The following is a 10,731-nucleotide window of genomic DNA, read 5'->3' as shown; positions in this document are numbered from 1 at the left end:
GGGGCGATCGAGCCGGCGATGTGTCCGGGTGCTGTCGATGCGACACAGCGCGTCCATCACGGTCTTGCGCGTGCAGACCTGCAGACGCGCCGGACCCTGGAGCTTGTTGACGACGTTCTCCGCGGAGAGGAAGACGAGCGTCTCGATAAAGGGCAAGCGCTCTTTCGACTGCCCGCCGCCGACATGGGCCGAGCGCTGGCTCTCGAGCAGGGATTTGAGCTTCTTGGCCTTGCGCTCGGCGAGCAGACGGGGGTTGTCGAAGACGCGGCGACGCCCTTCATGGGTCCAGATCCAGGCGCCGGCGTCGCCGCCGATCTCGCCGGGATGGGACTTGATCTCGACGAGGAAGAGCCCTTTCGGGGTGAGGACGAGTGTGTCGACCTCGTTGATGGACCCGTCCAGGGCGATGAACTCGAAGTTGGCCCAGGCCCGGTAGGGCTCGTGATCCGGCAACCGAGCCTTTAGAAACTCAAGTGCCTCGCGTTCCCACGCGAAATCCGAGGGGGTGATCTGCTTCCAGAGCGTATTCATTCCAGATGCGTCGAGTGTCCTGTCGACAACGATGGGGCAGCAATGGCGAGGCTTGCGCTCGGGGCGGATCGAATCATACCAGGCTGGCGGACCCGAACGGTCGTTCAGAAGCTCGACGCCCTGCGATCCTGCCACAGACGTGCGAAATCGAACGCGATGCGGCATCGCGACAGCGCGAAGTCATGTTGCTCGTCGTGGAAATCGCCGACCTTGCGGTACTCGCCGTCGACCAGTCGATAGACCTTTGCCTTTGCTGCCGATGGATAGACCAGAACGTACCAAGTGACGCCTTCGTCACGATAGAGCTGGAGTCGGATCAATTGGGCATCGGACCCGGCGCGATCGAGGCCGGATGACCACCTGTATGCTCGCCGAAGGCGTGTACCAGCTCAGAGAGCTGACGATCCCCGTAACGAACCAGCGCACGGGTGAGCTGGCGCCGACGGATGTTCTGCGTCCGGGCATCGATGAGCTCGCGGTAGGCGGCCTGGGCCGCCCGATCGTCGCGCAGATCGGGAGAGGGATCAAAGGCATCCTCCGGCCAGATGACCGACGCCGCCGGGTGGTCTGCCGACACGGACCGAGGTGCAGCGGGTTTCTCTCGCTGATCGGCGAATCGATCGACCTCCACCAGTCGGCTCAGGGCAGCGCCAAGTGTCCCTGTCGAATCTGCAAGGCGGTGTTGCAAGCCATGCAGGAGCGCCGTCTCGCGGGCGGAGGGCACCAGGATCGCTCCGGTGCGCGCGATGACGGCGAGCAGCGTTTCGACCAGCTCGCGGCGCGGGTCGAGTCCTCGGGTATCGAGGAATCCATACTGCTCGAACAGGCCGCTTTCGGTTTCGACGTGGCACGACCATTGGTACGGCATTGGCTCCGAGGGCTGGACGCCGCTCGACATCGTCGGCGGGGTGTCCAGGATGCCGATGCGCAGATAGTGGCGCGGAAAGGCAATGGCACGCGGGAAAGTGGGGTTGGATAGCTGGCGAGTAGTCATGATCCTTAGACTCCGGTCCGTTGTTCTGGGAAGTCGCGCCCGCCGAGATCCGAGACGTTTTCGCTCGGCAGGCGTGCGCGATGGACCTAGAGTGCACTCATGACGCGACAGGTCTTGTCGCATCGCGGCGAGGGGGATGAGTGAGTCGTGAGCGGGAACTCTGCTCGCCGCGACCGCCGAAGAAACGATTCAAAAAACAACCGAAACATGTAGGATGGTTAGAGCGAAGCGAAACCCATCCGGCCCGCGCCGAGCGCATCGGACCGAAACCCGGCAACCCGGTGATTTGGAGGATGGGTTTCGCTTCGCTCTACCCATCCTACCGGCTCATCAAGTCGTTCACCTTGTTTCTGAATCGTCACCAACCTTCCCTACGGGCGTCGGCTGCTCCGGCGACTGCGCTTGTGCCAGAGGTATCCGTAGAGGAGACCGTTGCCGATCAAGAGGGTGAATCCGAGCAGGATTTGGGTCCCGCGGGTCAGGCCGGGGGGGTAGATCAGAGGCATGATGTAATGGTCGATGAAGCCGCCGCTGTAACCGCCCTCGCCTGCTGCAAGGCGCCATTGGACCTCGAGCGGCGTGAGCGGGCAGACGAAGCCGCCGAGCTCGATGGCGATGCCCCAGAACAGACATGGCAGATGCAGGTAGGCCAGGGCCGGCCAACGCAACGCCAGGAGCCCGCCGAGCGCGACGAAGGCGATGAAGAGCGCGTGCAGCAGGACGAGGCCATCGGCGACGAGGCTCGGGTTCATGGGAGCGCTGCCCGCTTGCCGGTCAATTGGTAGTCGCCCGATCCCATCCAAAAATATCGCACACCGCGCTGGGCGCGGTTTAGGTTCAACGCCGCCAAAGGAGCTGATCGACGTATCGCTTCACGAGTCTGTGCCCGGGCGTGTCGATCGTCGTGAACTCAAGATTGGTGCGGTGGAATCCATCGCTCGGCTGGGTTCGCAGCACCCGCGCATAGACTTCGGTCGCCGGATCGGCGCCGAACTCGGGTACGAAGGTCAGGATGACCTCCGAATAGGGCGGCAGAATCAGGGGCAGATCCGCATTCATCCCGTAATAGCTGAGATCGTTGGCCTTGCCCATAAAGCGTTGCGACAGGATGCATTTGGACTCGACCCGACGGAAGGCGATCGGAAAATCCACCAGCACCCGCGGCGAGCGGCGGATCTCGACCTGCGGTACGACCAGTAGGCGCTGACCTTTGACGGCGAGCAGCTCGTAGAGCGTGATCTCGCGCGCCTTGCCCTTCACAAAAAGGGAGTTGGCGCTGCCGATGTCGATGTAATCGCGCGCGGACGCGTAGCTGGCATCGCTGAGCAGCACCTGCCCGCGCAAGCTGTAGCCCTCCATCCGCGCGGTCAGATTGACGGTGTCGCCGATCACGGTGTACTCGTTGTAGAACCGTGAGCCGAAGCTGCCCGCCATAACGCTGCCGCTGTTCACGGCGATGCCGGCATAGATGCTGGGCTCTCCGATCAGTTGACTTTCGCCGTTGAGCTCGAGCATCGCCTGCTGCATCTCGACTGCACAGGAGAGCGCGCACTTGAGGTGATCGTCGCGGCGGACCGGCGCGCCGAAGAGCGCCATCACTGCGTCGCCCATGAACTTGTCGACGACGCCTCCGTGACGGTGGACCAGCTCCACCATTCGCGCGAAGTATCGATTGAGCAATCGAATAATGGTTTGGGGCGGATGGGATTCGGTCAGCGCGGTGAACCCGCGGATATCGGCGATCAGGATGGTCGCCTCGACCGCTTCGATCGGCTGAGATTCGAGTAAAAAGGCATCGAGCAGCGGGTTGAGCCGCTCGATCATCGCCTCTTCTTGTCGGTTCGGTGCCTCGGTTTCGTAGACCTGTTGCGCCAAGCCGGAGATGCCCGCAACCAACGACTGCCTGTCTCTGTGCTGCATTGGACGAGACTGCCTCTAGATCCCTACCACCAAGAATGGCACAGGTTGAACAAAGGTGGGACAAAAAAGTCGGCCGCTGTGGATCCGGTGTGTTGCGCGCGAGCCCTCGCCTCGGGATCTTTGTTGTCCGCACACGTTCGGCGCGGTCCCGTCGGCCGACTGATCTCGCACGGCACCGCGACACATCGGGAGTGATTGACGTTTTTCATGGGAGTATTGTTCCGAACGGAGCAAGCTGGGTTTTTCGGGGATGTCTCGGAGCGTCCCCGTCTCATACCACGCACCGACCTCAGGAGACATCCCCGGATGGATCGTTTTACCCGCATCTACAGTATCGCAATCGGCGTCATCGTCATCGGCGCTTTGGCCGTTTGGATCAGCTCGGCCTGGAAGCCGCAGGTTCGGGAGCTCGATCAGGTGTTGGAGGCCGACCCGCTGGTCTCGTCCTACCCCTATCGGTTCCGGGTAGTCTCGTTTGACGACGGGATCGCGACGATTTCGACACCCCGCTCGTTCGACGTCCCGGCGTACCGGTTTCTCGCCATTATCCACCCGAATCTGACCAACAAGGCAGACAATGATCCTCAGGTGATCGCCGCTCAGCAGGAGCTGATCGATCATCAGAAGCGTGCTCAAGGTCTGATTCTGGCGCAACCGCAGGTCGAATCCGTTGAGTGGGAGCTGGATACTCAGTGGCTCGCCGCGCGCGGAATCACCGTCTCGCCGACGCCTTAGGCGATTTCCGCCACAGTCCCTCCCTGTCGTTGTGCTCGCTGCTCCACCCGACCGCCCGGGATTGTGAGCACGCCGGTGTCGGTCAATTGTCGCTTCCTCCTCCGGCCGATGGGCGTATCGGGCGGGAGCCGCTATACTCTTGACCTCGCAGTCAGTTGGGCCGTTGCGGGGTCCTCCTGGTTGGCGCGGAGCCGCAGGCGAATCTTTACCGGATTCAGGCAGTCGAACCTCGGTGTCCCTTCGGAAGTCGACCCTCAGCCTGGAGCACCCGATGCACGGCAATATTCCCGAGCAAGACCCTCTTGTCGCAAGCGTAAGCCAAAGCCGCCGACGGGTTTACAACCTGCTGGGCTGGTTATGCTTCGGATTGGGCTTTCTGGGAATGGTGTTGCCGCTGATGCCGACAACGGTCTTCTGGATCTGCGCGACCTGGCTGTGGCTGCGCAGCTCCCCCAAACGGGTGCGCTTTCTGGTCGAGCACCCGCGCTTCGGCGCATCGATCCGCGGCTTTCTGGAGCGCGGCGAGATGTGCCGGACCGGCAAGACCGCGGCCATCGGCAGCATGGCCATCAGTTGGTCGGTCTGGTACGGACTCGCCAGCCCGGGGCCGGCACTGGCACTGACGGTCGCGGCCATTCTGGGCTTGGTGGCACTCTGGCTCGGAACACGTCCCGAGGGTCCCAAACCGCAAACGCAGGTTCGGGTCAGCTTGGACCTCAACAGCTTCTCGCGCGCGCCGAATCCCGCAAAATCTCCTCGGAATCCGCCGACCTGAGCCGTAGGATGGGTAGAGCGAAGCGAAACCCATCCTCCCCACGCGGACGCCCAAGCGAGCCTAAAGGCCGGACAAGCTCCCAAGGGCAAGCACAGCGCAGTCCACCGAAGCCCGGCGCTGGCGCCGGTGGACTTCGCTGTGCTTGCCCTACGGACCCGTCCGTCAACCCCCCCCGCATCAATCAATCATAAATCAGCTCGGACCAACGTCCCTCGTCGATCATCTTCTCCTTGATCGCCGACCAGGCTTCCGATGACCCTACGCGCTCCGCCATCACCTTATCGAAGACCGCTGCAATCTTGCCCAATCCGGATAGGAAAACATGCGTATTGGGCTCATTGATGAGATGCAATGCGTCGTCGGCATTGTCGCTCAGACCGCGCTCCAATGCCTGCGAGGACGACATCAAAGGACGCGTGCCGAGTGCCCGGAACGCCTTGAAGGTCTTCTCGTCGTAGTAGTTGGCGAGATCCGTAGTCTCGTCGTTGGTGTACATCAGATCCAGGCCCGTGCGGCCGCCGTAATAAAGCCGAACCTGCCCCTTCCAATCGCCGCGTCGCTCGTAGATCAACTGTGAGAAGGCGCGGAACGGGGCAATGCCGGTCCCGGTCCCGATCATGAGCAGGTTCGCGCGATTATCCAACGGCATCTTGAACGGACTGAGGTAGGGGCCGCTGATGGTCAACGACGCACCGGGCTTCCCATCGCAAAGATAGTTCGAAGCGATACCCGGATAGCGTTCACCGCTGACCTCGTCGACATAGAAGCAGCGGCGCACCAGAAGATCGAGCTCGACCCCGGTGTCGACCGGAATGCTGCGTGCGTTGGCAATCGAATAGCGCCGGACATGGTGGGGATTGCCGAACGGATGCGGCCCGGGAACGACCACGCCGATGCTTTGGCCTTCGACGAACTGAAAAGCCGGGTCGACCACCTGGAGGGTGATATGGCGGACCTCCTCGGATTTCTCGGGTGTGATTCGCCTGGAATCCTTAATGAATGCCTGAGTCGTCGGACCCAAATCGGCCGGGGCTTCACTCATGGTTTAGATGCTCCTTTGATCTTGTCGGCTCCATCGGGGCCGAGACGAGATGGATGTGATGATTCGACGTCGCGCGAGCGACGATGAAGCTGAAAAACGTTCTATTTCAGGCCCTTTTCGAGATGGGCAAGGCGATGCCCGATCAGCGACGCTCGCAGCTTCCGCTGCCGCAGGAACAGCCGCCGTCGTTGCGTCGGAAGGGTCCGAGCTCCGGATGACGGGCGGCGAAGGCGGCATAGATGCGCTCCACCACGACCCAAGCCGCGAGCACCAGAAAGATGATCAGCGAGGCCAAGAGCACCTTAACCATGTGATCCTCCGAGCCCCGCGAAGCCCATGAAGGCAAGCGACAGAAGACCCGCCAGCATAAGGCTCATGGCCGCGCCCTGGCTGACGCTCGGCACGCGAGCAAGCTCGAGCTTCTCGCGCAGGCCGGCCATCAACATCAAGGCGAGCATGAAGCCGCCGCCCGCCCCGAGTGCATAGACAAGGCTTTGCACGAAGTCGTACTCCTTCGCGGTCTGAAAGAGCGCGAGACCCAGAATGGCGCAGTTGGTCGTGATCAAGGGCAGAAAGATTCCGAGCGAGCGAAAGAGCGCCGGGCTGTAGCGCTTGACGAACATTTCGACCAACTGCACCGCCGAGGCGATCACCGCGATATAGCAGATGAGCCGCAGGAAGAGCAGGTCCAGCTCGGTCAGGAGCCAATTGATGCCATAAGCGCTCATGGAGCTCACCAGCATCACGAAGATGACCGCAAGTCCCATGTTCCAGGCGGTGTCTTTTTTCGCCGAGACGCCGAGGAAGGGACAAATGCCGAGAAAGAGCGCCAATACGAAGTTATTGACGACAGCGGCATTTAGAAAGATGAAATAGAGCGATTCATCCTGCATTGGCGGCGACCCCGGATTGTTCCATGACCCTGCGTTCCTTGCGCAGACGTAGCCAGTTGAAGAGCAGCAGCCAAGCCCCGAGCACGAAGAAGCCCCCCGGCGGAAGAATCATTACCACCCAGGGCTGGAAGCCTTCTCCGAACAGCGCGACGCCGAGAATGCTTCCGCTGCCGAGGATCTCCCGAACGGTTCCGAGTGCGAGCAGTGCGATGGTGAAACCCGCGCCCATCCCGAGACTGTTGACGAGCGTCGTGTGCAGGCGCTGTTTCGAGGCATAGGCCTCGGCACGTCCGAGGATGACGCAGTTCACCACGATCAACTGAATGAAGGCGCCGAGTGCGGCATAGAGCTCCAGGCTGATCGCCTGAATCCCGTAGTCGACGATGGTGACGAACGTCGCGATGATGATGATATAGCTGGCAATGCGGACCTGTTTGGGGATCCAATTGCGCAGCAGCGAGATCAGCAGGCTCGAGCACACCAGCACGAAGGTCGTAGCGAGCCCCATCGCGATGGCGTTCATGGTCGAGTTGGTGACGGCCAGCACCGGACACATGCCGAGCAGCATCGCGAAGACCGGATTCTCTGTCCAGATTCCCCTCAGGAAGGTATCCAGGCTCAGGTTTTCTTGCGGATTGGGCAATTCAGCCATGGGTCGTGCCTCGTTGCGCGAATAAGGTGCTGATCACGGCGCTGCCTCGACGAGCTTGGCCAGCTCTTGCCGAATGCTCGGCACGAAGCGCTCCGCGGCATCGTTGGCCGCGCGAGCCATCGCCTTTCCCGAGATGGTCGCGCCCGAGATGCCGTCGATCTGCCAGGGGGCGGCCTTGGTGCCGTGCGCGACCAGGACGATCGGATTGGCCAAGCCGGTGCCTTCGGGATTCAGGCTGGCATCGAGCGCCACGAAGTTCTCGAGAAAGACCGGATCCGTGTCGATCTTGTCACCCAGCCCGGGCGTCTCGGTCGATCGCAAGACCTTGCTGCCGATGATGCATTCGCACGCGGGATCGTAGCCGAAGAGGAACTGGATCACGTCCTGATAGCCGCGCGCCGCGCCGGGGAAGGCGACGCCGCGCAGTTGTCCGTCGGCAGCGAATCCGGCGAAGACCGAGATTCCGACGGCGCCCTCGCCCGCCGGCACCAAGCCTTGATCGCTCAGCACGAAGTCGACCTTCGAGACGGCGCCCGGCAGCACCTCGAAGACCGCCTGCTCGGTCAGGATCCGCTCGTTTTCGGCGATGATGGGTTTGGTGGCCTGATAGACCAGGACGACCAAGAGGCCCGAGAGGATCGCGATGCCGGCCAGGGTGCGCAGCATCGGCCAGCTCGGTGCGACCTGCGCGCCGGCGCCAGGTTGAGATTGGGGTTGAAGCTCGACCTTGATGCTCATGGCCTATTCCGTCTCCCTCGTCTTCTTGACCGCGCCGTAAACCCGCGGTTGTGTCCAGCTCGAGATCAAGGGCCCGGCCGCGTTGGCGAGGAGGATCGCGTACATCACGCCCTCCACGAGACCGCCGAACAGCCGGATCACGACGGTCAGGATGCCGATGAAGAGCCCGTAGATGACCACACCGCTGGTGGTGACCGGCGAGGCCACCATGTCGCTGGCCATGAACCAGGCCCCGAGCATGAGTCCGCCCGAGAAGAGCACGAACCAGGGGCTCGGATAGAGGCTGCTGTCCAGCAGCCAAAAGGGCAGCGCGGTGAGTGCCGCACCGGCCATGACCGCAACCGGGATGCGCCAGTCCAGCATGCGCTTGAAGGCGAGCCAGAGTCCGCAGACGAGGATCAGGAGTGCGGAGGTCTCGCCGGCGGAGCCCGCGATCATCCCGGTGAAGACATCGGTGACTGACGGCTCGATCTGCTGAAACTTTTGCATTGCGAGCGGCGTGGCACCGGTCCAGGCATCGAGCTGCAGACCCGCGACCCACTCCGAGACCGGGATCGGCTGCATGAAGGGCAGCGTGAAGGTCGAGGGGATAACCTCGGTGAAGCGGCCGGGTGCGAACGCGGGTGTCCAGGTCGTGATCGCGACCGGGAAGGCCGCCTGCACGAAGGCACGTCCGACCAGGGCCGGATTCATCACGTTGTAGCCCAACCCACCGAAGAGCGCCTTGCCCAAGGCCACGCCGACGAAGGCCGCGACCGCCGCCATCCAGAGCGGAAATCCCGGGGGCAAGGTCAGCGCCAGCAGGATGCCGGTGATGACGACGGACCAGTCCGAGACGGTGTTGCCCCGCCCGCTGGCCCGGGCGAAAAACCACTCGGTCGCGATCGCCGCACCCGTCGTGGTGAGGATCAAGAGCAGCGCGCTCAGGCCGAATTGAAAGACCGCGAAGGCACAGATCGGCAACAGCGCAAAGACCACATTGCGCATGATGCGGTCGACGCTGAGCGCCCGCTTGAGATGCGGAGAGGTTCTGATTTCGATGGGCTTAGGCATGCCGGTCCCGATTGATCGATTTGGCGATCCGGAAATACTGCGTCAGCGGGATGTTGGATGGGCACACATAGGCGCAGCAGCCGCATTCGAAGCATTGATCCAGGTTGAATTCCTCGGCCATGCGATCGTATTGGCGGGCCAGCGCGAGCTCGCCGAGCATCGACGGATTGAGCGAGACCGGACACGCCTTGAGACATTCCGCGCACTTGATGCAGGGGTAGACCTTGCGCCGGTCCAGATCGGGGTCTTCCCGTTCCAATGCGACGACACCCGAAACGGCCTTGGTCACAGGCACATCGAGCGACGCGACGGCCATACCCATCATGGGTCCGCCGAGGATGACCTCGCCGACGCGATCCTCTGCGAGCCCGACCTGTCCGAGCAGGAACCGCAAGGGTGTGCCGATCGGGACCATAAAGTTGCCCGGATTGGAGACCGCCGGACCGCTCACGGTGACGACGCGCTCGATCAGTCCCCTGCCCTGCGGCAAGAGATCGCCCATTTGGGCAAGTGTTCCGACGTTGTAGACCGCGACACCGATGTCCGCCGGCAGACCGCCGACCGGAACCTCTTTGCGCAGAAGGCTCTTGATGAGCATCTTCTCCGCGCCTTGCGGATACTTCGTCTCCACGGCCTCCGCGGTGATGGGGAGATCCTTCGGGATGACCGCTCGTAGATGGGCGACCGCATCGAGCTTGTTGTCCTCGACACCGATGATCGCGCGTTTGGCGCCGGTCGCCTTGAGCGCGAGCTTGATCCCGCGGATGAGTGCCTCGCTCTGCTCGAGCATAATCCGATGGTCACAGGTCAGATAAGGCTCGCACTCACATCCGTTGACGATGACGGTCTCGATGACCTTGCCCGCGGGAGGCTGCATCTTCACGTGGCTCGGGAAGGCCCCGCCTCCGAGGCCGACCAGCCCGGCGTCCTGGACGGCCGCAACGATCTGTGCAGGGGTCATAGCGTCGAGGTCGCGATCCAGGTCGTACAGCACCTCTTGGCTCGCGGCGTGGTAGACCTTGAGATAGATGGCCTGGGTCTTGGGTCCGTCCGCGCTCGGCGCGAGCGCGATCGCCCGGATGACCCCGGTCGCGGGGGCATGCATCGGTACCGACACGAATCCCTCGGCACGCGCGATCGGCTCGCCGCGTACGACCTCTTGGCCGACCTTGACCAAGGGGACCGCCGGCGCGCCCTTATGCTGGGCGAGCGGGATGACCAGCTCGGGTGCGAAGGGAAGCCGGCGAATCGGCTTGTCGGCCGTCAACTCCTTGTGCTCGACCGGGTAGATGCCGTGGTCGAAGGTGCGATGGCGTTGGAAGAGACTGAAAAGGCCCATGCGTGACTGCTGTGTTGGATTGCGATCGGGATAGCGCCGCGCACCGAACCTGAAGGGCC

14 protein-coding genes are annotated in these 10,731 nt (G+C 62.7%); 2 read left to right on the top strand and 12 right to left on the bottom strand.

Annotated features, from left to right (window positions below):
* The 5 genes from GPT33_RS04830 to GPT33_RS04810 form a co-directional block, all read right to left on the bottom strand.
* Positions 1 to 531 (bottom strand): NERD domain-containing protein (locus tag GPT33_RS04830; RefSeq protein ID WP_296806190.1); only part of this gene is annotated, 531 nt, incomplete at its 3' end.
* A 104-nt stretch (positions 532 to 635) separates the two neighbouring features.
* On the bottom strand, positions 636 to 851 hold the full coding sequence (locus GPT33_RS04825; RefSeq protein WP_296806189.1) for a Uma2 family endonuclease: 216 nt from the start codon (positions 849 to 851) through the stop codon (positions 636 to 638).
* Entirely contained in the window at positions 848 to 1,525 is a 678-nt protein-coding gene (locus GPT33_RS04820; protein ID WP_296806188.1) for a DUF2779 domain-containing protein, read from the bottom strand. Before GPT33_RS04820 ends, GPT33_RS04825 begins: the two co-directional genes overlap by 4 nt.
* A gap of 371 nt (positions 1,526 to 1,896) precedes the next feature.
* Positions 1,897 to 2,277 carry a DUF2784 domain-containing protein gene (locus GPT33_RS04815; RefSeq protein ID WP_296806187.1) on the bottom strand — a complete coding sequence of 127 codons (381 nt, stop codon included), beginning with the start codon at positions 2,275 to 2,277 and terminating at the stop codon, positions 1,897 to 1,899.
* Positions 2,278 to 2,362: 85 nt separating this feature from the next.
* The gene (locus GPT33_RS04810) at positions 2,363 to 3,445 is read right to left on the bottom strand and encodes an adenylate/guanylate cyclase domain-containing protein (protein WP_296806186.1); all 1,083 of its coding nucleotides are present in this window, start codon (positions 3,443 to 3,445) and stop codon (positions 2,363 to 2,365) included.
* 306 nt (positions 3,446 to 3,751) lie between these two features.
* On the opposite strand from GPT33_RS04810, the gene GPT33_RS04805 reads away from it, so the two are divergent.
* Together GPT33_RS04805 and GPT33_RS04800 are read left to right on the top strand one after the other, a co-directional pair.
* Positions 3,752 to 4,180, top strand: coding sequence for a hypothetical protein (locus tag GPT33_RS04805; RefSeq protein WP_296806185.1), 429 nt, complete (start codon positions 3,752 to 3,754; stop codon positions 4,178 to 4,180).
* A 271-nt stretch (positions 4,181 to 4,451) separates the two neighbouring features.
* Positions 4,452 to 4,955: a YbaN family protein gene (locus tag GPT33_RS04800; protein ID WP_296806184.1), complete on the top strand. Its 504-nt coding sequence runs from the start codon at positions 4,452 to 4,454 to the stop codon at positions 4,953 to 4,955.
* A gap of 181 nt (positions 4,956 to 5,136) precedes the next feature.
* Here the strand turns inward: GPT33_RS04800 and GPT33_RS04795 are convergent, their stop codons facing one another.
* The 7 genes from GPT33_RS04795 to rsxC all read right to left on the bottom strand — a co-directional run bounded on the left by GPT33_RS04795 (position 5,137) and on the right by rsxC (position 10,672).
* The gene (locus tag GPT33_RS04795; protein WP_296806183.1) at positions 5,137 to 5,997 is read right to left on the bottom strand and encodes an oxidoreductase; all 861 of its coding nucleotides are present in this window, start codon (positions 5,995 to 5,997) and stop codon (positions 5,137 to 5,139) included.
* 142 nt (positions 5,998 to 6,139) lie between these two features.
* Positions 6,140 to 6,307 (bottom strand): hypothetical protein, encoded by a 168-nt coding sequence (locus GPT33_RS04790; RefSeq protein WP_296806182.1) that lies wholly within the window; start codon positions 6,305 to 6,307, stop codon positions 6,140 to 6,142.
* On the bottom strand, positions 6,300 to 6,890 hold the full coding sequence (locus GPT33_RS04785; protein WP_232408044.1) for an RnfABCDGE type electron transport complex subunit A: 591 nt from the start codon (positions 6,888 to 6,890) through the stop codon (positions 6,300 to 6,302). The genes GPT33_RS04790 and GPT33_RS04785 overlap by 8 nt, the downstream gene beginning before the upstream one ends.
* Positions 6,880 to 7,542, bottom strand: coding sequence for an electron transport complex subunit E (locus tag GPT33_RS04780; protein ID WP_296806181.1), 663 nt, complete (start codon positions 7,540 to 7,542; stop codon positions 6,880 to 6,882). The genes GPT33_RS04785 and GPT33_RS04780 overlap by 11 nt, the downstream gene beginning before the upstream one ends.
* A gap of 33 nt (positions 7,543 to 7,575) precedes the next feature.
* A complete protein-coding gene (locus tag GPT33_RS04775; protein ID WP_296806180.1) occupies positions 7,576 to 8,280 on the bottom strand; it encodes an FMN-binding protein in 705 nt (234 codons plus the stop codon).
* A gap of 3 nt (positions 8,281 to 8,283) precedes the next feature.
* Complete coding sequence (locus GPT33_RS04770; RefSeq protein ID WP_296806179.1) at positions 8,284 to 9,333, bottom strand: RnfABCDGE type electron transport complex subunit D; 1,050 nt, start codon at positions 9,331 to 9,333, stop codon at positions 8,284 to 8,286.
* The gene (gene rsxC, locus GPT33_RS04765; RefSeq protein WP_296806178.1) at positions 9,326 to 10,672 is read right to left on the bottom strand and encodes an electron transport complex subunit RsxC; all 1,347 of its coding nucleotides are present in this window, start codon (positions 10,670 to 10,672) and stop codon (positions 9,326 to 9,328) included. The genes GPT33_RS04770 and rsxC overlap by 8 nt, the downstream gene beginning before the upstream one ends.
* Between the last annotated feature and the right edge of the window lie 59 nt (positions 10,673 to 10,731).

This window comes from Thiocapsa sp., from assembly GCF_011390875.1.
GTDB lineage: Bacteria > Pseudomonadota > Gammaproteobacteria > Chromatiales > Chromatiaceae > Thiocapsa.
The sequence above is the reverse complement of the archived record's forward strand: the minus strand, read 5'-3'. Positions and strand labels throughout refer to the sequence as shown.

What these genes read in the sequence shown, in the direction of transcription:
- GPT33_RS04795 (WP_296806183.1), bottom strand. Translation starts at nt 5,997, where the DNA reads ATGAGTGAAGCCCCGGCCGATTTGGGTCCGACGACTCAGGCATTCATT.
- rsxC (WP_296806178.1), bottom strand. Translation starts at nt 10,672, where the DNA reads ATGGGCCTTTTCAGTCTCTTCCAACGCCATCGCACCTTCGACCACGGC.
- GPT33_RS04775 (WP_296806180.1), bottom strand. Translation starts at nt 8,280, where the DNA reads ATGAGCATCAAGGTCGAGCTTCAACCCCAATCTCAACCTGGCGCCGGC.
- GPT33_RS04780 (WP_296806181.1), bottom strand. Translation starts at nt 7,542, where the DNA reads ATGGCTGAATTGCCCAATCCGCAAGAAAACCTGAGCCTGGATACCTTC.
- GPT33_RS04790 (WP_296806182.1), bottom strand. Translation starts at nt 6,307, where the DNA reads ATGGTTAAGGTGCTCTTGGCCTCGCTGATCATCTTTCTGGTGCTCGCG.
- GPT33_RS04785 (WP_232408044.1), bottom strand. Translation starts at nt 6,890, where the DNA reads ATGCAGGATGAATCGCTCTATTTCATCTTTCTAAATGCCGCTGTCGTC.
- GPT33_RS04820 (WP_296806188.1), bottom strand. Translation starts at nt 1,525, where the DNA reads ATGACTACTCGCCAGCTATCCAACCCCACTTTCCCGCGTGCCATTGCC.
- GPT33_RS04770 (WP_296806179.1), bottom strand. Translation starts at nt 9,333, where the DNA reads ATGCCTAAGCCCATCGAAATCAGAACCTCTCCGCATCTCAAGCGGGCG.
- GPT33_RS04800 (WP_296806184.1), top strand. Translation starts at nt 4,452, where the DNA reads ATGCACGGCAATATTCCCGAGCAAGACCCTCTTGTCGCAAGCGTAAGC.
- GPT33_RS04805 (WP_296806185.1), top strand. Translation starts at nt 3,752, where the DNA reads ATGGATCGTTTTACCCGCATCTACAGTATCGCAATCGGCGTCATCGTC.
- GPT33_RS04815 (WP_296806187.1), bottom strand. Translation starts at nt 2,277, where the DNA reads ATGAACCCGAGCCTCGTCGCCGATGGCCTCGTCCTGCTGCACGCGCTC.
- GPT33_RS04810 (WP_296806186.1), bottom strand. Translation starts at nt 3,445, where the DNA reads ATGCAGCACAGAGACAGGCAGTCGTTGGTTGCGGGCATCTCCGGCTTG.